This is a genomic window from Streptomyces sp. NPDC057616, assembly GCF_042800575.1.
Taxonomy (GTDB): Bacteria; Actinomycetota; Actinomycetes; order Streptomycetales; family Streptomycetaceae; genus Streptomyces.
Map to the genome: position 1 here is coordinate 296674 of NZ_JBHVGU010000005.1, position 21233 is coordinate 317906.

18 protein-coding genes are annotated in these 21233 nt (G+C 71.0%); 13 read left to right on the top strand and 5 right to left on the bottom strand.

Features of this window, described 5'->3' with window-relative positions:
• Positions 1-104: 104 nt before the first annotated feature.
• Positions 105-932, bottom strand: coding sequence for a L,D-transpeptidase family protein (locus tag ACFU97_RS08465; RefSeq protein ID WP_384252603.1), 828 nt, complete (start codon positions 930-932; stop codon positions 105-107).
• A 161-nt stretch (positions 933-1093) separates the two neighbouring features.
• Here ACFU97_RS08465 and ACFU97_RS08470 point away from each other — a divergent pair, with 161 nt between their 5' ends.
• Together ACFU97_RS08470 and leuE are read left to right on the top strand one after the other, a co-directional pair.
• Entirely contained in the window at positions 1094-2674 is a 1581-nt protein-coding gene (locus ACFU97_RS08470; RefSeq protein ID WP_384252606.1) for a methylmalonyl-CoA mutase, read from the top strand.
• A gap of 18 nt (positions 2675-2692) precedes the next feature.
• Positions 2693-3343: a leucine efflux protein LeuE gene (gene leuE / locus ACFU97_RS08475; protein WP_384252609.1), complete on the top strand. Its 651-nt coding sequence runs from the start codon at positions 2693-2695 to the stop codon at positions 3341-3343.
• A 21-nt stretch (positions 3344-3364) separates the two neighbouring features.
• Here the strand turns inward: leuE and ACFU97_RS08480 are convergent, their stop codons facing one another.
• Positions 3365-4780, bottom strand: coding sequence for an FAD-dependent oxidoreductase (locus ACFU97_RS08480; protein WP_384252611.1), 1416 nt, complete (start codon positions 4778-4780; stop codon positions 3365-3367).
• Between the two features lie 71 nt (positions 4781-4851).
• Between ACFU97_RS08480 and ACFU97_RS08485 the strand changes: the two genes are divergently transcribed.
• Positions 4852-5499, top strand: a complete 648-nt coding sequence (locus tag ACFU97_RS08485) for a TetR/AcrR family transcriptional regulator (RefSeq protein WP_384252613.1) — start codon at positions 4852-4854, stop codon at positions 5497-5499.
• A gap of 116 nt (positions 5500-5615) precedes the next feature.
• Here ACFU97_RS08485 and ACFU97_RS08490 read toward each other — a convergent pair whose 3' ends face one another.
• Both ACFU97_RS08490 and ACFU97_RS08495 read right to left on the bottom strand, forming a co-directional pair.
• On the bottom strand, positions 5616-6962 hold the full coding sequence (locus ACFU97_RS08490; protein ID WP_384252616.1) for an alpha-2,8-polysialyltransferase family protein: 1347 nt from the start codon (positions 6960-6962) through the stop codon (positions 5616-5618).
• Positions 6962-7948, bottom strand: coding sequence for a glycosyltransferase family 2 protein (locus ACFU97_RS08495; RefSeq protein ID WP_384252618.1), 987 nt, complete (start codon positions 7946-7948; stop codon positions 6962-6964). The genes ACFU97_RS08490 and ACFU97_RS08495 overlap by 1 nt, the downstream gene beginning before the upstream one ends.
• 198 nt (positions 7949-8146) lie before the next feature.
• On the opposite strand from ACFU97_RS08495, the gene ACFU97_RS08500 reads away from it, so the two are divergent.
• From ACFU97_RS08500 to ACFU97_RS08515, 4 genes are read left to right on the top strand one after another with little or no spacing between them, the layout of a single operon-like run.
• The gene (locus ACFU97_RS08500; protein ID WP_384252621.1) at positions 8147-9511 is read left to right on the top strand and encodes a DUF6716 putative glycosyltransferase; all 1365 of its coding nucleotides are present in this window, start codon (positions 8147-8149) and stop codon (positions 9509-9511) included.
• 32 nt (positions 9512-9543) lie between these two features.
• A complete protein-coding gene (locus ACFU97_RS08505; RefSeq protein ID WP_384252624.1) occupies positions 9544-10809 on the top strand; it encodes a cytidylyltransferase domain-containing protein in 1266 nt (421 codons plus the stop codon).
• 13 nt (positions 10810-10822) lie between these two features.
• Positions 10823-11764: an N-acetylneuraminate synthase family protein gene (locus tag ACFU97_RS08510; RefSeq protein ID WP_384252626.1), complete on the top strand. Its 942-nt coding sequence runs from the start codon at positions 10823-10825 to the stop codon at positions 11762-11764.
• Positions 11765-11818: 54 nt separating this feature from the next.
• A complete protein-coding gene (locus ACFU97_RS08515; protein WP_384252629.1) occupies positions 11819-12901 on the top strand; it encodes a hypothetical protein in 1083 nt (360 codons plus the stop codon).
• Positions 12902-13166: 265 nt separating this feature from the next.
• Here ACFU97_RS08515 and ACFU97_RS08520 read toward each other — a convergent pair whose 3' ends face one another.
• Positions 13167-13835, bottom strand: coding sequence for a class I SAM-dependent DNA methyltransferase (locus tag ACFU97_RS08520; protein ID WP_384252632.1), 669 nt, complete (start codon positions 13833-13835; stop codon positions 13167-13169).
• Positions 13836-14068: 233 nt separating this feature from the next.
• Here ACFU97_RS08520 and ACFU97_RS08525 point away from each other — a divergent pair, with 233 nt between their 5' ends.
• The 6 genes from ACFU97_RS08525 (at position 14069) to ACFU97_RS08550 (ending at position 21164) form a co-directional block, all read left to right on the top strand.
• Positions 14069-15292 (top strand): amidohydrolase, encoded by a 1224-nt coding sequence (locus ACFU97_RS08525; protein WP_384252733.1) that lies wholly within the window; start codon positions 14069-14071, stop codon positions 15290-15292.
• Positions 15293-15571: 279 nt separating this feature from the next.
• On the top strand, positions 15572-16630 hold the full coding sequence (locus ACFU97_RS08530) for a BMP family protein (RefSeq protein ID WP_384252635.1): 1059 nt from the start codon (positions 15572-15574) through the stop codon (positions 16628-16630).
• A gap of 199 nt (positions 16631-16829) precedes the next feature.
• Entirely contained in the window at positions 16830-18356 is a 1527-nt protein-coding gene (locus tag ACFU97_RS08535) for an ABC transporter ATP-binding protein (RefSeq protein WP_384252736.1), read from the top strand.
• Positions 18353-19480 (top strand): ABC transporter permease, encoded by a 1128-nt coding sequence (locus ACFU97_RS08540; RefSeq protein WP_384252638.1) that lies wholly within the window; start codon positions 18353-18355, stop codon positions 19478-19480. The genes ACFU97_RS08535 and ACFU97_RS08540 overlap by 4 nt, the downstream gene beginning before the upstream one ends.
• Positions 19480-20766, top strand: a complete 1287-nt coding sequence (locus tag ACFU97_RS08545; protein ID WP_384252641.1) for an ABC transporter permease — start codon at positions 19480-19482, stop codon at positions 20764-20766. Before ACFU97_RS08540 ends, ACFU97_RS08545 begins: the two co-directional genes overlap by 1 nt.
• Positions 20763-21164, top strand: a complete 402-nt coding sequence (locus ACFU97_RS08550; RefSeq protein WP_384252644.1) for a cytidine deaminase — start codon at positions 20763-20765, stop codon at positions 21162-21164. Before ACFU97_RS08545 ends, ACFU97_RS08550 begins: the two co-directional genes overlap by 4 nt.
• The last annotated feature ends 69 nt before the right edge of the window (positions 21165-21233 follow it).

Below are 21233 nucleotides of genomic sequence, written 5' to 3' on the forward strand. Positions count from 1 at the left end.
CCTGGGTTCACCCCCGCGACCGGCTCCTGGCGCCTCTTGGTGGGGGAGGAAACTCCCCCCCCGGTCCCGCCCGCGCCCCGCACACCTCTCCCGGTTCCGGGACCTCACTCGTACACGACGACCTTGTCGCCGGTCCGCACCTGTGCGTACAGATCCGCGATCGCCGCCTCGTCGCGTACGTTGACGCAGCCGTGCGAGGCGCCGGTGTAGCCGCGGGCGGCGAAGTCGTAGGAGTAGTGCACGGCCTGACCGCCGCTGAAGAACATGGCGTACGGCATGGACGAGTCGTAGAGCGTCGACCAGTGGTGGCGGGACTTCCAGTACACGTCGAAGACGCCCTCGCGGGTCGGTGTGCCGACCGCGCCGAAGCGGACCGACATCGTCTCCACCGTCCGCCCGTCGATCATCCAGCGCAGGGTCCGGCTCGTCTTGTCGATGCACAGCACGCGCCCGGTCATGCACCGCGGATCGGCCGGGCCCGCGGGCTGGCCGCCCATCAGATACAGCTCCCACTTGCCCGGCTCGTGCGTCATCCTCCTCAGCCGCTGCCAGGTGACGGTGTCCGTCTCGCCCGTCCTCGGCAGCCCGCGCTTGCCCTGGAACCCCTTGACCGCGTTCTCGGTCAGGTCGTCGTACGTCCCGGTCGGGCCGTCGAAGAGCCAGTCGGCCTGGCGCAGCCGCGCCTGCAGCTCGCGCACCCCGGCGCCGGAGTCGCCGCGGGACCACATCACGGGGGCGCCGGACTTCGTGCCCGGCGCGCTCGGACTCGGGGCCCTGCTCGGCTTGTCGTCGGCCTTGGTGGAGGGGGGCTTGCTGCTCGGCAGCTCTATGTGCACGGGCGAGTGGGTCCTCCCGTCGGGGCCCTGCACGGTGCAGGCGCACACGGTGGACAGGGCCGCGAGTGCCGTCATGGCGGCGATCGATCTCCCCATGCCCGTATTACGCACCACGGCCCCCCTCGATCTCAGCGGCACACCCGCGTGTCACCTGAGATGGTGCCCGCGGATGACTGGTCGCGAACGGCGCGGCATTGTGGGGACCGGAACCGTACACGTCCGGTGCAAGTCAACGCTCAGCGGGAGGCATCACCACCATGGCGCGCGAGTCGGAGTCCGGACTGCCCATCGAACCGGTCTACGGGCCCGAGGACCTGGCGGGCTGGGACCCGGGCGGGAAGCTGGGCGAACCGGGGGCGTACCCCTTCACCCGCGGTGTCTACCCGTCGATGTACACGGGCCGGCCGTGGACCATGCGCCAGTACGCCGGATTCGGTACGGCCACGGAGTCCAACGCGCGCTACCGGCAGCTGATCGCCCACGGCACGACCGGCCTGTCCGTCGCCTTCGACCTGCCCACCCAGATGGGCCACGACTCCGACGCCCCCCTCGCGCACGGCGAGGTCGGCAAGGTGGGCGTGGCGATCGACTCGATCGACGACATGCGGGTGCTGTTCGGCGGGATCCCGCTGGACAAGGTCTCGACGTCGATGACGATCAACGCGCCCGCCGCGCTGCTGCTGCTCCTGTACCAGCTGGTGGCCGAGGAGCAGGGGATCGCGCCCTCCCTGCTGACCGGCACGATCCAGAACGACGTGCTGAAGGAGTACATCGCGCGCGGCACGTACATCTTCCCGCCGAAGCCCTCGCTGCGGCTGACCGCCGACATCTTCAAGTACTGCCGGGCCGAGATCCCGAAGTGGAACACGATCTCGATCTCCGGCTACCACATGGCCGAGGCGGGCGCGTCCCCCGCGCAGGAGATCGCCTTCACACTCGCGGACGGCATCGAGTACGTCCGCACGGCGGTCGCCGCCGGCATGGACGTGGACGACTTCGCGCCCCGGCTGTCCTTCTTCTTCGTGGCCCGCACGACGATCCTCGAGGAGGTCGCCAAGTTCCGTGCCGCGCGCAGGATCTGGGCCCGCGTGATGAAGGAGGAGTTCGGCGCGCGCAACCCGAAGTCGATGATGCTGCGCTTCCACACGCAGACGGCCGGGGTGCAGCTGACGGCCCAGCAGCCGGAGGTGAACCTGGTGCGGGTCGCGGTCCAGGGCCTGGGCGCGGTGCTCGGCGGCACCCAGTCGCTGCACACCAACTCCTTCGACGAGGCGATCGCGCTGCCGACGGACAAGTCCGCGCGCCTCGCCCTGCGCACCCAGCAGGTGCTGGCGTACGAGACGGACGTCACGGCGACGGTCGACCCCTTCGCGGGCTCGTACGTCGTCGAGAGCATGACCGACGACCTGGAGGCGGCCGCGGTCGAGCTGATGCGGAAGGTCGAGGACCTCGGCGGCGCGGTCGACGCCATCGAGCGCGGCTTCCAGAAGGCCGAGATCGAGCGCAGCGCCTACCGGATCGCGCAGGAGACGGACTCCGGCGAGCGGGTCGTGGTCGGCGTCAACCGCTTCCAGCTGGACGAGGAGGAGCCGTACGAGCCGCTCCGCGTCGACCCCGCCATCGAGGCCCGGCAGGCGGAGCGGCTGGCCCGGCTGCGCGCCGAGCGCGACCAGCCGGCGGTGGACGCGGCCCTGGCGGAGCTGCGGAAGGCGGCGGCGGGCGAGGACAACGTCCTGTACCCGATGAAGGAAGCCCTGCGCGCCCGCGCGACGGTCGGCGAGGTGTGCAACGCACTTCGGGAGGTATGGGGCACCCACGTGCCCTCGGACACCTTCTGACGTGCGACACTCCCTCTCATGCTCGGCGTCATAGATCTCCCCACCTACCTGGCCGGCCTCGTCCTCATCGTGCTGCTGCCCGGTCCCAACTCGCTGTACGTGCTCTCCGTGGCCGCCCGCCGCGGGGTGCGCGCCGGTTACACCGCCGCAGCCGGCGTGTGGTGCGGGGACACCGTGCTGATGACGCTCTCCGCCGCCGGGGTCGCCTCGCTGCTGCAGGCGAACGCCGTGCTGTTCGGGATCGTGAAGTACGCCGGTGCGGGGTATCTGACGTGGCTCGCCATCGGGATGATGCGCGCCGCGTGGGCGATGTGGCGGAGCCGGCGGGAGCGCACCCTGGAGCAGGAGGCCGCGCCCGCGGCGGCCGACGAGCGGCCCTACCGCCGGGCGCTGGTCGTGAGCCTGTTCAACCCCAAGGCGATCCTGTTCTTCGTCGCCTTCTTCGTGCAGTTCGTCGACCCCGGCTACGCCTACCCGGCGCTGTCCTTCGTCGTCCTCGGCACCTTCGCGCAGATCGCGAGTTTCCTCTACCTCAGCGCCCTGATCTTCGGCGGCACCCGCCTCGCCGCCGCCTTCCGCCGCCGCAAGCGCCTCTCGGCGACGGCGACCTCGGCGGCGGGCGCCCTGTTCCTGGGCTTCGCGGTGAAGCTGTCCCTCGCGAGCTCGTAGCGCGGTGCGCGGCGGCACCGGTCAGCGCAGGCCGAGCCGGGTGACGTAGGCCCGCAGCCCGTCCGCCGAGTCGCCCGCCCAGCCGATGTAGCCGTCCGGGCGGATCAGGAACAGGCCCTTGGTGTACGGGGGCCGGGCCGGGGTCTCGATCACGTGGAGCGACGTGGTGGGCAGGGGCGCGGCCTCGGTGTCCAGGGCCAGCAGGGTCCAGTGCGGGCCGCGGAGGGCGTCGAAGAGGCGTACCTCCGCGAGCCGGGCGTCGGGGGCGCGGTCGCCCGCGCGCAGGGTGTTCGCGGCCGGGCGGGTGTCCTCGGTGAGGGTGGACTCCCGGTAGCCCAGGCCCAGTTGCATGGTCGCCGCGCCGCGCCTCACCTCGCCGCGGTGCACGCCGGTGGAGATGCCGAGCATCTGGGCGGCGATCGGGCGCCGCTCCTCCTCGTAGGTGTCCAGCAGGGCCGCGTCCGCGCCGTCCGCCAGCACCGCGCCCAGCTTCCAGCCGAGGTTGTAGGCGTCCTGGACGCTGGTGTTGAGGCCCTGGCCGCCGGCGGGGGAGTGGACGTGCGCCGCGTCCCCGGCGAGGAAGACGCGCCCGGAGCGGAAGCGGTCCGCGAGGGCCGCGCGCGGGCGGAACTCCGAGGCCCAGCGGACCTCCGTGATGTCCTCGGGCGCGAGGTGCGAGCGCGCGGCGGCGACCTTGCGGATGCCGTCCAGCGAGGTGTCCGGGGCGGTCCCCTCCGGGAACTGCGCGACCAGCTGGAAGTCCTCCGTGCCGGCCAGCGGGCAGATCGCCATGTATCCGTCGCCCGCCCCGGCCGGCGGGAAGAGGTGCCAGTTGTCGCGGTCCAGCCCGGTGATGCGCACGTCCGAGACCAGCACCGGGTTCGGGTCGACGGTCTCGCCGGTCATGCCGACGCCGAGCGCGCGCCGCACGGCCGAGCGGCCGCCGTCGGCGGCGACGACGTACCGGGCGCGCAGGCCGGGCCCGGAGGCGAGGTGCAGGGTGACGCCGGTGGCGTCCTGGTCGAGCCCGGTGACCTCCTCGCCGAAGTCCACCCGGCCGCCCAGCTCCACGAGCCGCTCGAAGAGGATCTCCTGCGTCCGCCACTGCGGGACCATCCACGGCACGGTGAACGCCGAGTCGCCCGCCGCGTTCCTGAACTCGTCCGGGTCGAGCATCACGTGCTCGCCCACCCGCTCGCCGTCCCGCCAGATCATCCCGATCGGGTAGGGCCCGCCGGCTTCGAGGATCCGTTCCAGTACGCCGAGGTCCTCCAGGACCTCCATGGTGCGCGGCTGCAGGCCCTTGCCGCGCGAGCCCGGGAAGAGGGCGTCCGCCTTCTCCAGGACCAGCGCGTCCACGCCCCGCCGGGCGAGGTCGACGCCCAGGGCCAGCCCGGTCGGGCCCGCGCCCACGATCACGACATCCGCGGTCTTCACGATCGATCTCCTTAACGCTGTTAAGTTCCGTCCTTCAGGAGAGTGCCCTTAACGCTGTTAAGCTGTCAAGCGTGAGTACGGAGAGACGCGCGCCCCTCGACCGCAAGCGGGTCGCCGACACGGCGCTGGGACTGCTGAACGAGGTCGGCCTGGACGGCCTGACCCTGCGGGCCATCGCCAACGAGCTGGACGTCAAGGCGCCCGCTCTGTACTGGCACTTCAAGGACAAGCAGGCGCTGCTGGACGAGATGGCGACGGAGATGTACCGCCGCATGGTCGCCGGGACCGCCCTCGATCCCGCCGACACCTGGCAGGAGCGGATGGAGAAGTCCTGCCGGGGACTGCGCGCGGCCCTGCTCGCCTACCGCGACGGCGCGCGCGTCTTCAGCGGCTCACGTTTCACCGGCACCGACCACGCGCGGGAGATGGAGGAGAACCTGCGCCTGTTCACCGCCGCCGGCTTCACCCTCGCCCAGACGGTCCGCGCCAACGCCACCGCCTACGCGTACACCGTCGGTTTCGTCGTCGAGGAGCAGGGCGTCCAGCCCCTGCCGGGGGAGCGCCGCGAGGGCTACGACGTCGAGGACCGCGCCCGTATGCTCGCCGACTTCCCCCTCGCGGCCGCGGCCGGCACGGAGATCTTCGAGGACTACGACCGGCACTTCGAGGAGGGCCTGCAGCTGGTGATCGCGGGGGTCGAGGCGCGGTACGCCGGGTAGTTCCGCGAGAGCCGGGCCGAAAGCGGTGGGGCGGCCTCCGGGATCCGAAGATCCGGCGGCCGCCCCACCGTCGTGCCGAAGGCGTACGCGTCACATGCTCTCCCCGCGGGCCTCGCTCAGCGCTTCACGGACTTCTTGATCGCCCGGGCGCGGCGGACCACGCGGCGGGCCGTGGAGTTGCGCGGCAGGAAGGCCAGGCGCTCCGGAAGGCCGCCGGGCAGGCCCAGCGAGGTGAGGCGCTTGCGCTTGAAGTAGCGCTTGGTGCGCGGCTGGAGGTGCCGGGAGAGATGGCGCTCCGCCGCCGGGCGCAGGCTCGGGTGGATCTGCGACTGCATGGTGTAGCTGAGCGCGGCCATCAGGCCGTCCAGGGTGTCCGCGGGGACCGTCTCCTCGCCCTTCCTGCCCTCCAGGTCCGGGATCAGCGCGTCGGCCAGCACGGCCGGGACCCGGTTGCTGTTCTGGTACGGCGTCAGACGGTCCAGGAGCGGCTCGGTCCCGATGCGGGCGACCGGCAGGCCGTAGAACGAGGAGGCCGTGAACAGCGCGGTGGAGAAGCAGCCCACGACCAGCGCGGGCGGCGACTTCTCGAAGAGCAGCTCGGCGAGGACGGGCAGGTCGAGCACGGTGAGCTCGACGCCGAGCCTGTCCGCCTCGGTCTCCAGCGCGCGGCTGTAGCGGGCCGGCGCGGTGGGGTGCGGCTTGAAGACGATCGCCCGGTGGCCGCGCCCGACCGCCCCGCGCAGCATCCGCACGTGCAGGTCCTCCTCCTCCTCGGGGGAGAGGATGCCCAGCGCGGACAGGTACTGGCCGAGCAGCAGCGCCGAGTCGTCCGGCAGGGCGGGCAACTCCGGCACGGAGGCCGTGAGTTCGCCCATCACCTTCAGGAAGGCCTCGGTCGGCAGCACCTGCGCCGGCACCCCGAACTCGGTCAGCAGCATCGGGGTGAGCCCCGGCACCAGGTCCAGGTGCAGCAGCCGCCGCACCCGGGTGCCGACCAGCGGGTCGAGCTTGTTGCGGGTGGGGCCGTAGCTCATCAGGCCGTCGGCGTACACCTCGACGGGCGCGTCGGTGAACAGCTGGGCCACGCTCAGCGCGGGCGCGACCTGGATGGACTCCAGGACCAGCTCCACCCGGTCCTCGCCCAGGTCCCACAGCATGCGCAGATAGCGCTCGAACAGCGGGACGTCGTCCGAGCGCGGGGTCCAGGACCCGGGGTGGAAGGGGCGGATGGCCTCGTTCCAGGACACCACGGCGTCGAAGCGGTCGCGCAGCGGCTCGAAGCCCGGCATCTCGTCCACGGGCGAAGTGACCTCGGGCGTCGCGGAGTTGTTGAACACCAGCAGCAGCCGGCGGGCCGGCTCCTGGCCGTCCCTGTCCTGGAAGCAGTCCGAGTCGATCGCCGCGGCCAGCGTCGCGGCGCCGTACAGGGTCGAGACGCAGAAGATACGGGTGGTCCGGGACATCAGGCAGCCGCCTTCGCAGTGGTGACCCGGCGGCGCAGCCGCCGCAGCTTGGAGGAGCGGTGGAAGTCCATGGTCTCCAGGACGTCACCGAGGGCGTCCTGCGGCATCCGCTTGATGGCCGCCGCGCTCATGGCCCGCAGCTGCCGGTGCACGGACGGCTCCCACTTGTCCTCGTCCGAGAGATGGTGGGCGATGATCGCGCAGTACGTCCGCACGGCCTTAGGCAGCAGCCGGTCCGCGTCCGGGTCCTGCGCGGTCTCCTCGATGACCTGGTCGAAGGCGCGGATGAAGTCGAGCTGGCGGACGTCGCCGATCTGGGTCAGCGAGGAGGCGACCCCGCGCCGGTAGAAGACGCCCAGGAGGCTGACCACGGCGAAGGACTCCGCCTCGCGGTGCAGCTTCCAGATCCATGGCCGGTCCTCGGCGGTGCGCAGGCCGTCGGTGAAGTGGAGCAGGCCCTTGTCGAGCAGCCGGCGGTGGTAGGCGCCGGCCCACGCGTACGCGTAGTCGACGGAGGTGCTGCGGTCGGCGGGCAGGATGGCCTCACGGGGGTCGAACGCCTCCCAGCGGCGCCCGATCGGCACCCGGTGCACGCTGCGTGCGCGGGCGGTGGCCTGGACGTGGTCGGTACGGACGAAGTCGCAGCCCAACGTCTCGATGGCGTCGACCAGTTCGGCGAAGTAGCCGGGGGCCAGCCAGTCGTCGCCGTCCAGGAACGTCAGGTACTCGCCCTGCGCGGCGTCCAGGCCGGTGTTGCGCGCGGTGGCGAGTCCCCCGTTCTTCTCATGGCGGATGTAACGCACCTGCGCGACGTCCGAGAGTTGCTCGGCCGCACGTTCGAGAATGGCCGGAGTTTCGTCCTTGGAATGGTCGTCGACCAGGATGAACTCGAAATCCTGGCGAGCGTTCAACCGAAGGCTTCTAAGGGTGTCCGGGGCGTATTGCTGCACGTTGTAGAACGGCACGATGACGGAAAGCTTTGGCACACGGGAAAGCGTAGGAGGCCGTCCGTCGGGAGAACTTTCCGGTACCCGTACAGAGGGTGAACTGAATGTGTCGGATCGGTGCATCGCCTGTACTTCCGGAGCTTCGGCGAGCCAGTTCGGCTCTCGGCGGGGTGTTGTTAACTTTTTGTTGAGGTGCGGTTGGGCCGCTCCTCGGAATTGCTTCCTAGCGTCTTCGACGTGCCACCAAGTACCTCGAAGCCCACGCGAATCGCCGTACTCGCGGACTCCGACACCCGCTGGAAATGGGGTGCGCTGACCGCGGCTCGTATCGCTCCGGGTCCGTCCATGGAAGCCGCTTCTCTCGACGACGCGCAAGTCGCTCCCGAGATGAACGGATTTCTGCTGCGCGGGCGGGCGACACCGACCGCACGCCAGCTGGCGGAGGTCGGTGTGCGCGCGGACTCCCTCAGGGAGGTCTCGGCCGTCGAGTTCCTGCGCGCCATGGCCGAGGAGTCGTACGACCTCGTCGTCCTCGCACTCGTCGGCGGCGGCGTCCAGGCGATGCTGCACGGCCTCAAGCGCGTGTGGGAGGGGCGCACGGACCGCCCCGTGGTCGTGACCGGCTATGTCGGCGTCGTCTACGAGAAGCTCGCCGACGGCCTGCTGCTGCGGCACGGCGCGGACCTCGTCCTCGCCAACTCCCGCCAGGACGCGGAGCGTTTCCGCGCCGTCTACGAGGGAGTGGGCGCCGACGCCTCGTCGGTGACCGAGGTGGCGCTGCCGTTCCTCGGCGGTGCTCCCTACGAAGGTGAACACGACCCCTACTCCGTGGTGTTCGCCGTGCAGCCGTCCGTCCCGGACAACCGCAGGGACCGGGTGTACCTGCTCGACCGGCTGATCCAGCACGCCCGGCTGCACCCCGAGCGCGAGGTTCTGCTGAAGCTGCGCTCCCGGCCGGGCGAACACACCACGCACATCGAGGAGCTGCCCTACCAGAAGCTGGTCCAGCGGCTTCAGCCGCCGGCCAACTTCCGCCTGGTGTACGGGAACATGGGCGAGGTCCTCGACCGCACCGACCTGCTGGTCACGATCAGCTCGACGGCCGCACTGGAGTCCCTGCACCGCCGCATCCCCACGGTCGTCCTGACCGACCTGGGCGTGCGCGAGGTGCTCGGCAACCACCACTTCGTCGGCTCGGGCTGCCTCGCCTCCTGGGACCAGCTCGACGCCGGGCACCGGCCCGTCCCCGACGAGGACTGGGTGGCCCGGCAGGGCGTCGCGGCTGTGGGTCCCCCCTCTGGAGGAGGGTCCTACGAGGCGGCCTTCGACGCGGCGCGTGAACGCATCGCCAAGCTGCTCGACCGGCCCGGCGGCCTGCCGCCGCTGACCCCGTACTACACACCCGCGACCGCCCCCGGCTATCTGCCCGGGATCCTCGCCCGCCACCACCTCGGCCCCGACGGCAGCGTTCTGCCGGGGGCACCCTCGGCCGACAAGGCGCCGGGGCCGGTTCGGCAGATGGTGCGCCGGGCCGCGCGGGGGGCCTACCGGCACGGCGTGCAGCGGGTGGCGCCCGCCATCCGGCGGATGGGCGAGCTGTGAGCCGCACGACCCCATTTCAAGGAGCTGAACCCATGTCCAACCCGGAAGCGGGCCAAGGCGTTTCGGTGCGCCGGGTGCTTGCCGTGATCCCCGCGCGCGGCGGCTCCAAGGGCGTGCCCGCGAAGAACCTGCTGCCCGTCGGCGGCGTCCCGCTGGTGGCACGTGCGGTGCGCGAGTGCCGCGCCTCCCGCCTGGTGACCGACGTCGTCGTGTCCACCGACGACCAGGCCATCGCGGCGGCGGCGCGCGAGGCCGGCGCGGAGATCGTGCTGCGGCCGGCGGCCATCGCCGGCGACACGGCGACCTCCGAGGCGGCGGTGCTGCACGCGATGGACGCCCACGAGGCCCTGCACGGGGCGCCGGTGGACGTGGTGCTGCTCGTGCAGTGCACCAGCCCCTTCATCCTCCGCGAGGACGTGGACGGGGTGGTCCGGGCCGTCGTGGACGACGGCGCCGACTCCGCGCTGACCGTCGCCCCCTTCCACGGCTTCGTCTGGCGCGACGCGGACGACGCGGTCGGCGCGGGCAGCGTCGCGGAGGCGGACGCGGCCACCGGCGGCGGCTACGGCATCAACCACGACAAGTCCTTCCGGCCGCGCCGCCAGGACCGCCCCCAGGACTTCCTGGAGACCGGCGCGGTCTACGGCATGCACGCGCCCGGCTTCCGCAAGCACCAGCACCGCTTCTTCGGCCGCACCGAGCTGGTCCGCACGGACCCCGCGCGCGTGCTGGAGATCGACGACCCGCACGACATGGCGCGGGCCCGGGCGCTGGCCCCCCTCTTCGACGCGGACCGCCCCGGTTCGCTGCCGACCGCCGACGACGTCGACGCGGTCGTACTGGACTTCGACGGCACCCAGACCGACGACAGGGTGCTGATCGACTCCGACGGAAAGGAGTTCGTCTCCGTGCACCGCGGGGACGGCCTCGGCATCGCGGCCCTGCGCAGGAGCGGCCTGAACATGCTGATCCTCTCCACGGAGAAGAATCCGGTCGTCGCCGCACGGGCCCGGAAGCTGCAGATCCCGGTCCTGCACGGCATCGACCGGAAGGACCTCGCACTGAAGCAGTGGTGCGAGGAGCAGGGCATCGCGCCCGAGCGCGTGCTCTACGTCGGCAACGACGTCAACGACCTCCCGTGCTTCGCCCTCGTGGGCTGGCCCGTGGCGGTCGCGAGCGCCCACGACGTGGTACGCGGCGCCGCCCGTGCGGTCACCACCGTCCCCGGTGGCGACGGCGCGATCCGAGAGATCGCCAGCTGGATCCTCGGCCCCTCTCTCGACTCCCTAAACAAGTAAGGACAGTTCTGCCATGAGCACCAACTCCCGCCTGCGTAAGTTCGGTTCCTCGCGCCTTGCCGGACCGGGCCAGCCGGTCTACATCTGCGGCGAGATCGGCATCAACCACAACGGCGAGCTGGAGAACGCGTTCAAGCTCATCGACGTGGCCGCCGAGGCCGGCTGCGACGCCGTGAAGTTCCAGAAGCGCACCCCCGAGATCTGCACCCCGCGCGACCAGTGGGACATCGAGCGCGACACCCCCTGGGGCCGGATGACCTACATCGACTACCGCCACCGCGTGGAGTTCGGTGAGGACGAGTACCGCCAGATCGACGAGTACTGCAAGGAGAAGGGGATCGCCTGGTTCGCCTCCCCGTGGGACACCGAGGCCGTCGCCTTCCTGGAGAAGTTCGACGTCCCCGCCCACAAGGTCGCCTCCGCGTCCCTGACCGACGACGAGCTGCTGCGCTCGCTGCGCGCCACCGGCCGCACGGTCATCCTGTCCTCCGGCATGTCGACGCCGAAGCAGATCCGCCACGCGGTCGAGGTCCTGGGCAGCGACAACATCCTTCTCTGCCACGCCACTTCGACGTACCCGGCGAAGGCCGAGGAGCTCAACCTGCGCGTCATCAACACCCTGCAGGACGAGTACCCGAACGTCCCGATCGGCTACTCCGGCCACGAGACGGGCCTGCAGACCACCCTCGCGGCGGTCGCCCTCGGCGCCACCTTCGTCGAGCGCCACATCACCCTGGACCGCGCGATGTGGGGCTCCGACCAGGCAGCCTCCGTCGAGCCCCAGGGCCTCACGCGCCTGGTGCGCGACATCCGCACCATCGAGGCCTCCCTCGGTGACGGCGTCAAGAAGGTCTACGACTCCGAGCTCGGCCCGATGAAGAAGCTGCGCCGCGTCGCGGGCGTCGTCGCGGAGGCGGAGATCGCCGCGGCCGCGGGCGAGCCGGTCTCGGTCTGAACACCCCCGACGCTCCACACCTGTAACGCTCTACGACGGGACGGTCGTACGTAGATGAGCCCCCGCGCCGGGTCAGCCGGCCCCCACACTCTCGCGTTCGTCGAGAGCCCGGTACAGCTGCTCAACGTGCTGGAGTGGGCGCACCTCCAAGCCCTCGGGGCCGTGGAGGAACCCGGCGGGGGGCTCACCCTCGTCGTCCTGTCACCGACCGACCCCATGACCCGCGGCCAGCTGCGCCGGATGGCCGAGCTGGCGCGGGACGAGGGGTACCGGGTCCGCTGGGAGGAGGCGCGCGGAGGCCCGGGCGCCCCCTTCCAGACCATCGGCGGCCTGACGCCGCTGCTGCGGCGGGCGCGGCGGGTCGTGATGGGCGACCCGTTCTCCCGCTACGTACAGCTTCTGCTGACGATCACCAAGGCCCGTGACCTCGTCGTCGTCGACGACGGCACGGCCACGATGGAGTTCGTCGCGCAACTCGCCCGCGGGGAGCGGCTGGTGCGCTGGCACCGCAAGGGCGGCCGGCCGGGCGCCCGCGACCTGATCTTCGCGCCCGTGTCCTCCTCGGCCCGCCGCCGGCTGACGCCCGGCGACCGGCGCAACGTGGAGGTCTTCTCCTCCATGCCGGTGGACGAGAAGCCGGAGGGGGTGACCGTGACCGCGAACGACTTCGCCTGGACCCGGGCCCGCTTCGGCCCGCCCCGCATCACCAAGGGTGCCGACATGGTGGGCACCTCGCTGGTGGAGACCGGCGTGGTCGACGGCGGCCACTATCTGGAGGCCGTCCGCACCCTCGCGAAGGCCCACGGAGCCACCCGGTACTTCGCGCACCGCCGCGAAAGCACGGACAAGCTGCACCGGCTGGCCGCGGAGACGGGGCTGGAGATCGTCCGCCCCGACCTGCCGCTGGAGCTGATCGCCCGCCGCGGTCCGGTGGGCCGCACCATCCTGAGCTTCCCCTCCACGGTCGTCCACACCCTCCCGCTCGCCCTGGCCGGCACGGAGGTCCGCGTAGCGGTCTGCGACATCGACCCCGCCTGGCTGACGGAACACGCCTCCCCCCGCGCCGAGGGCTTTCTCTCGGGCGTAACCGGCAAGGCCCGAGACGTCACCCGCCTCTCAGCGGTCACAGCGGCCTGACGGCGCCCTGACACGGCGTGGGCGCCGTCCCGGCGTCGAGGCCGCGGGTCCGGGTGCGGCGTGTCCTGTGTGTCGGCGTGAGAGCGCCTGCCGGTGTCCCGCCGGACAGGACACAGCCCGTCCGCGGTCACCGCGGTGTACGGGGGACGTCCCGGCCCCGGGGCCGCAAGCCCCGGCGGGCGCGCTCCGCGTGTCGGCGGTGACAGCCGTCTGACTGCTCCGCCGGAGCAGGTGAACGGGACACAGCGAGGGCACGCAGGCCCCGTCAGCCGTCCTTCTGGGCCAGCAAGAAGGCTCGGGGGCGTTTCTCCTCGCCCGTGGGCTCGCGCAGGACTCGGGCCCGTAGGTGCAGGCCTGCCTTGGTCAGGGGCTCCGCCACGGCGTCGGGCGTGCGCCAGTAGTAGTCGAGGGCGATGTCGTGGCCGAAGCGCTCCGTCAGGCGCAGGTGGCCCGCCTCGTCGCCGCTCTGGAAGCCGAGCAGGACATGGCCGCCGGGGACCAGGACACGGTGGAACTCGGCGAACGCCGTCGGCAGGTGCTCGTCCGGGACATGGATGACCGAGTAAAGGGCGAGCACACCGCCCAGCGTCGCGTCCGGCAGATCCAGCGAGGTCATCGAGCCGACGTGGAAGCGGATGCCCGGATGCGCCTGCCGGGCGAGCGCCACCATGCCGGGGGAGACGTCCACCCCGAAGGCCGGGACCCCCAGCGCGCCGAGCCGCGCGGTGACGTACCCCGGCCCGCTGCCGACGTCCGCGACGGGCGCCGTACCGGACGCCCGTACGAGTTCCGCGAAGGCGGTGACAAGGGCCAGATCCAGCGGCCGGTCACCCAGATGGTCGGCGAACTGCTCGCTGTAGGGCTTGGCGATCGCGTCGTAGGAGACTCGTGTGGTGTACAGGAAATCCGGTCCGGCCGGTTTCTCGGAGCTCACGCGCCGCACCCTACTGGCGGCGCCTGCCGCCCGGGCGCCGTCCCGACAGATGGAACAGAACCGCCGACGCGGTGCGGAGCGTGGTATGCGTAGAGAAAACACAGGTTTACCCATCTCAACTCACAGCCATGCGTCGAGCGGCCAGATTTTCTTCCCCTCAGGGATTGAACTTTTGTTGATCGAGGGTCGGTCGGCCCCATCGGCGTCCTACCCTTCAGAGGGTGAAGCAACTGATGTCTCTTGAGCCCGAGGTCGACCTTCCCGGGGAAGCCGCGCTTCCCGGCACGCTGCCCGAGGACCTGCGTGCCGAACTCGTAGCCTTCCGGCGCGACTTGCACATGCACCCCGAACTCGGCAACCAGGAGTTCCGCACCACCGCCGCGATCAAGGCGCGGCTCGAGGCCGCGGGCCTTTCGCCGCGCGTGCTCTCCATGGGTACGGGACTCGTCTGCGACATCGGTGACGGGGACGGCGTACGGCCCATGCTCGGCCTGCGCGCCGACATCGACGCCCTGCCCATCCCGGACATGAAGACCGAGTGCGCCTACCGCTCCACGGTCCCCGACCGCGCCCACGCGTGCGGCCACGACGTGCACACCACCGTGGTGCTCGGCGCCGGCCTCGTCCTGGCCGGCCTGCACCGCCGCGGCCTGCTCCCGCAGCCGGTCCGGCTCATCTTCCAGCCGGCCGAGGAGGTCCTCCCCGGCGGCGCCGCCGACGCCATCACCTGCGGCGTGCTCGACGGCGTGGGCCGGATGATCGCCGTGCACTGCGATCCCCGGGTGGACGCGGGCCGCATCGGACTGCGCGAGGGCGCCATCACCTCCGCCTGCGACCGCCTCGAGATCGGCCTGGACGGGCCCGGCGGGCACACCGCCCGGCCGCACCTGACCACCGACCTGGTCACCGCCGCCGCCCGCGTCGTCGTCGACGTGCCCGCCCTGGTCGGCCGGCGCGTGGACACCCGCAGCGGGCTCGCCATCACCTGGGGCCGGATCGAGTCCGGGCACGCCCCGAACGTGATCCCGCAGCACGCCGAGCTCTCCGGCACGGTCCGCTGCCTCGACCTCGCCGCCTGGCGGCAGGCGCCGGACATGGTCGTGGCCGCCATCGACGAGGTCGCCAACCTGCACGGCGCCAAGTCGGAGATCAACTACGTGCGCGGCGTCCCGCCCGTGGTCAACGACCCGGACGTGACCGCGCTGCTGCGCGACGCCATGACCGCGCGGCGCGGCGCGCAGTCCGTGGAGGGCACCGAGCAGAGCCTCGGCGGCGAGGACTTCTCCTGGTACCTGGAGCACGTGCCCGGCGCCATGGCCCGCCTCGGCGTCCGCACCCCGGGCGAGCGCACGGTGCGCGATCTGCACCAGGGCGACTTCGACGCCGACGAGTCGGCGATCACCGTGGGCGTGGAGCTGTTCACGGCCGCGGCACTGCTGGACGCGGCCACCCGCTGAGCGCACGGGCCCCCTCGGGGGCCCCTCCGCCGTCCGGCGCAACACGGTTGTAAGCCATTCGTTCACCCATCGAAATCAACCGCGGACGACCGCAAGGCACCAAGTTCAGACGGTGTTTGCCTCGAATCGATAACGGCTTCGCGAGAGGTGTTTTTCTGACATCTACGCGCGTTACGATGCCGCGAAGCCAACGCCGCCGGGGCGTTCCGGCTCGAGCACTGGCATGGTGCTCACATCAAGCGCCGACGAGGCGCTCAGGTCAGGTGAAGGAGCCTTCCCGTGCGCCGGGTAGCCAAGCTTTCCGCTGCGTGTATCGCCACCGCAGCTCTCGCACTGTCTGCCACTGCCTGTGGCAGCACCTCGTCCGACAGTGGCAGCTCCTCGTCCGCCTCCTCCGGCGGCGGCAAGGGCGTCAAGATCGGCCTCGCCTTCGACGTCGGCGGCCGTGGAGACCGTTCCTTCAACGACTCCGCAGCCCGTGGCGCCGACAAGGCCAAGACTGAGTTCGGCGGCTCGATCAAGGAGCTGACCGCCAAGACCTCCGACACCGAGGCCGACCGCGAGCAGCGCCTGACCGACCTGGCGGACGCCGGCTACAACCCCATCATCGGCGTCGGTTTCTCCTACGCCACCTCGATGCAGAAGGTCGCGGCGAAGTACCCGAAGATCAACTTCGGCATCGTCGACTCGGTCGTCGAGGGCAAGAACGTCAACAGCATCACCTTCACCGAGGAGCAGGGCTCGTACCTGGCCGGTGTCGCCGCGGCGCTGAAGACCAAGAAGGACCACGTCGGCTTCATCGGCGGCGTGGACACCCCGCTGATCAAGAAGTTCGAGGCGGGTTACGTCCAGGGCGTCAAGGACACCAACGCCAAGGTCAAGGTCGACGTGCAGTACCTGACGCACGGCTCCGACCTGTCCGGCTTCTCCAGCCCCGACAAGGGCAAGGAGGCCGCGCAGGGCATGCTCGACAAGGGCGCGGACGTCATCTACACGGCGGCCGGCTCCTCGGGCAACGGCGCGATCGAGGCCGTCCACGGCACCAAGGGCGCCTGGGCCATCGGCGTGGACTCCGACCAGTACAACATCCCGGGTCTGGCCGCGTACAAGAGCTCGATCCTGACCTCCATGGTCAAGAACGTGGACGTCGGCGTGTACGACTTCATCAAGTCCGTGCACGACGGCAAGCCGCTGACCGGCAACCAGGTCTACTCGCTGTCCAAGGGCGGTGTCTCCCTGGCGACCAGCGGTGGCTTCATCGCCGACATCCAGCCCAAGCTGGACGCCGCGAAGAAGAAGATCGTCGACGGCTCCATCAAGGTCAAGACCACTCCGTGACCTGACGGTTCCCGCCGGACCACGGCTCGGCGAAGGGGCGCTCGACAACCCCCTCGCCGAGCCATAACAATGTGTCAACTCTACGCGTGTAGCGTGGAGTTGCCGCGCTAGCGTCGCCGACGCCTGCCCTCGCCTACGCAGCCCCTTTCCCCCAGGAGAGTGCGCCATCAACGCGTCCAGCCCTCCCGCAGCCGTCGAACTGCGCGGCATCACCAAACGCTTCCCCGGCGTCGTCGCCAACCGGGACATCGACATCACCGTCGCCGCGGGCACCGTCCACGCGCTCTGCGGTGAGAACGGCGCCGGCAAGTCCACCCTGATGAAGATCCTCTACGGCATGCAGCAGCCGGACGAGGGCACCATCACCGTGGGCGGCGAGCGGGTCACCTTCAACAACCCCGCAGACGCCATCGCGCGCGGCATCGGCATGGTGCACCAGCACTTCATGCTCGCCGACAACCTCACCGTGCTGGAGAACGTCGTCCTCGGCGCGGAGAAGCTGCACGGCATCGGCGCCAAGGCCCGCGCCAAGATCAAGGAGCTCTCCGAGGCGTACGGGCTGAACGTACGGCCCGACGTCCTGCTGGAGCAGCTCGGCGTCGCCGACCGCCAGCGCGTGGAGATCCTCAAGGTCCTCTACCGCGGCGCCAAGACCCTCATCCTCGACGAGCCCACCGCCGTCCTGGTGCCGCAGGAGGTCGACGCGCTCTTCGACAACCTGCGCGAGCTGAAGGCCGAGGGGCTCACGGTCATCTTCATCTCCCACAAGCTGGGCGAGGTGCTCTCCGTCGCCGACGAGATCACCGTCATCCGGCGCGGCACCACGGTCGGCACGGTCGACCCGCGCGCCACCACCACCAAGCAGCTCGCCGAGCTGATGGTCGGCAGCGAGCTGCCCACGCCGGAGACCGAGGAGTCGACGGTCACCGACGTGCCGATGCTGGCGGTGTCGGGGCTGCACCTGAGCCAGACGGACCTCGACGGCGTCGAGCGGATCATCCTCGACGAGATCGACTTCACCATCCACAAGGGCGAGGTCCTCGGCATCGCCGGCGTGGAGGGCAACGGCCAGTCCGAGCTGGTCGAGGCGATCGTCGGCATCCGCGACCCCGACGCCGGCTCCATCACGCTCGACGGCACCGACATCTCCCACGCGCCCACCCGCCGCCGCCGCGAGGCCGGCGTCGGCTACATCCCCGAGGACCGCCACCGCCACGGCCTGCTCCTCGAGGCCCCGCTGTGGGAGAACCGCATCCTCGGCCATGTCTCCGAGCGCCCCAACTCCCGCGGCCAGCTGCTGGACCTCAAGGGCGCCCGCGCCGACACCGAGCGCATCGTCCAGGCCTACGACGTCCGTACGCCGGGCATCGAGGTGACCGCGGCCTCCCTGTCCGGCGGCAACCAGCAGAAGCTGATCGTCGGCCGCGAGATGAGCCACGCGCCCAAGCTGCTCATCGCCGCCCACCCCACCCGCGGTGTGGACGTCGGAGCGCAGGCCGCGATCTGGGACCACATCCGCGAGGCCCGCCGCGAGGGCCTGGCCGTGCTGCTGATCTCGGCCGACCTGGACGAGCTCATCGGGCTCTCCGACACCCTGCGGGTGATGTACCGCGGCCGTCTGGTCGCCGACGCCGACCCCGCCACGATCACCCCCGAGGAGCTCGGCTCCGCCATGACGGGTGCGGCCTCCGGCCACCTGGAGCACGCAGAGGACGACGAGCGATGAAGAAGCTGACCCAACGCATCGACAGGGAGCGGCTGCTCCTCGGCATCGCGGCGCCCCTGCTCGCGATCGTCGCCGCGATCGTCGTCACCACGCTGGTCATCCTCGCCACCGGCAAGAACCCGGGCGACGCCTTCAGCGACATGGTGACCTACGGCTCGGCGAGCGACAGCCAGGTCTACATCCTGAACAAGGCGACGACGTACTACCTGGCGGGTGTCGCGGTGGCCATCGGCTTCCGCATGAACCTGTTCAACATCGGCGTCGACGGCCAGTACCGGATCGCCGCGTTCTTCGCCGCGGTCCTCGGCGGGGCGCTGACCCTGCCGGGCTGGATCTCCATCCCGCTGATCATCCTGTGCGCCATGGCGACCGGTGCCCTGTGGGCGGCCATCGCGGGTGTGCTGAAGGTGACCCGCGGCGTCAGCGAGGTCATCTCGACCATCATGCTGAACTCGATCGCCACCGCGGTCATCGCCTACCTCCTGCAGCCGGGCAAGCTCGCCGAGCTGCAGAGCGGCGGCACGGTCGTCTCCACCAAGCCGCTGCCCAAGAGCTCGTACTTCTTCAGCTTCAACACCGGTGCGGCCGGCGAGCTGTGGGGCTTCATCGTCATCGCCGTGCTCGTCGGCATCGCGTACTGGTTCGTGCTGGGGCGCACCCGCTTCGGCTTCGACCTGCGCACCGTCGGCCAGTCCGAGAGCGCGGCCTCCGCGAGCGGTGTGTCGGTGAAGAAGATGGTCGCCACCAGCATGATCATCTCGGGTGCGGTGGCCGGCCTGATCGGCATGCCGACCCTGCTCAACGACAGCCACCAGTTCAGCAACGACTTCCCGTCGGGCATCGGCTTCACCGGCATCGCCATCGCGCTGCTGGGCCGCAACAACCCCGTGGGCATCGCCCTCGGCGCCCTGCTGTGGGGCTTCCTGGAGCGCACCACCAACCACCTGGAGTTCCAGGGCTACGACAAGGAGATCCTCGGCGTCATCCAGGGCGTCATCGTCCTGTGCGTCGTCATCGCCTACGAGGTCGTACGCCGCTACGGCCTCAAGCGCCAGCAGCAGCGGGTCGGCGCCGAGCTCGCCGCCCAGGCCGCCGCCCCGACCGAGAAGCAGGAGGTGGCGTGATGACTGCCACGATGACCGACACGCCGCCGCCCGCGGCGCCCAAGGCGGACACCGGCCGCTCCGGCTCGGGCCGCCCGCTCGGCCGGACCCTCACCATCCTCGCGGTGGGCCTGGCCCTGGTCGCCGTGGTCCGCATCATCACCGGCGCCGACCAGCTCACCTCCGAGGGGCAGATCTCCGCGGCCCTCGGGCTCGCCGTGCCGATCGGCCTCGCCGGCCTCGCGGGCCTGTGGTCCGAGCGCTCCGGCGTGGTCAACATCGGCCTCGAGGGCATGATGATCCTCGGCACCTTCGGCGCCGGCTGGATCGGCTGGCAGTCCAACCCCTGGCTCGGCCTGCTGTGCGGCATCGGCTTCGGTGTCCTCGGCGGTCTGGTGCACGCGGTCGCCACCATCACCTTCGGCGTCGACCACATCGTCTCCGGTGTCGCGGTCAACCTCCTCGCGCTGGGCACCACCCAGTACCTCGCCAAGCTCTTCTTCTCGGAGGGCAAGGCGGCCGACGCGGGCGGCAACCCCAAGCAGTCCCCGCCCGTCGACTCGCTGCCCAACTTCGACATCCCCGGCCTCTCGGACGCCCTGCACTCCGTCGAGAACCACCACTGGTTCGTGATCTCCGACCTCGCGGGCATCCTCGGCGGCCTGGTCACCGACCTGTCCGTGGTGACGATCCTGGCCGTGCTGCTCTTCGTCGGCAGCTGGTGGGTGCTGTGGCGCACCTCGTTCGGCCTGCGCCTGCGCTCCTGCGGCGAGAACCCGATCGCCGCGGAGTCGCTCGGCGTCAACGTCTACCGCTACAAGTACGTGGCCGTGGCCGTCTCCGGCGGCCTCGCCGGCCTCGGTGGCGCCTTCCTCGCGCTGGTCACCTCGCACACCTACCTCGAGGGCCAGACCGGCGGCCGCGGTTACATCGGTCTGGCGGCCATGATCTTCGGCAACTGGCGGCCGGGCGGACTCGCCATGGGCGCGGGCCTGTTCGGTTACTCCGACGCGCTGCAGCTGCGCAACGGCGGCGAGACCGTCCACGCCCTGCTGCTCCTGCTCTTCGTCCTCCTGCTGGCCCTGGCCGGCTGGAAGCTCTACAAGAAGGCGATGTGGCAGGCCGCGACCAGCGCGGTCATCTCCGTGCTGATCCTGGCCTGGTACCTGACCACCGACGAGGTCCCGAGCGACTTCGTGGGCGCCACGCCGTACGTCGTCACGCTGCTGGTGCTGTCGCTGTCCGCGCAGCGCCTGCGGATGCCGAAGGCGGACGGCATGCGCTACCGGAAGGGCCAGGGCAAGTGACCTCGCAGGCCGGCGTCGACTGGGAGGCGCTGCGTGCCGAGGCCCGCGAGGCCATGACGCACGCGTACGCCCCCTACTCGGGCTATCCCGTCGGGGTCGCCGCCCTGGTCGACGACGGCCGCACGGTCTCCGGCTGCAACGTCGAGAACGCCTCCTACGGCATCAGCCTGTGCGCCGAGTGCGGGCTGGTCTCGCAGCTGCAGCGCACCGGCGGCGGCCGGCTGACGCACTTCACGTGCGTCGACGGGCGCGGCGAGATCCTCGTCCCGTGCGGCCGCTGCCGCCAGCTCCTGTACGAGTTCGGGGGCCCCGACCTCCTGCTGGAGACCCCGGCGGGGGTCCTCCCCCTCTCGGAGATGCTGCCCCAGGCCTTCGGCCCGGACCATCTCACCAAGTAACTCCCGTACGGCCCCTCTGACTTGAGCTCCGACCTCGGCAGAGGGGCCGTGCACTTCCAGGAACCTCGG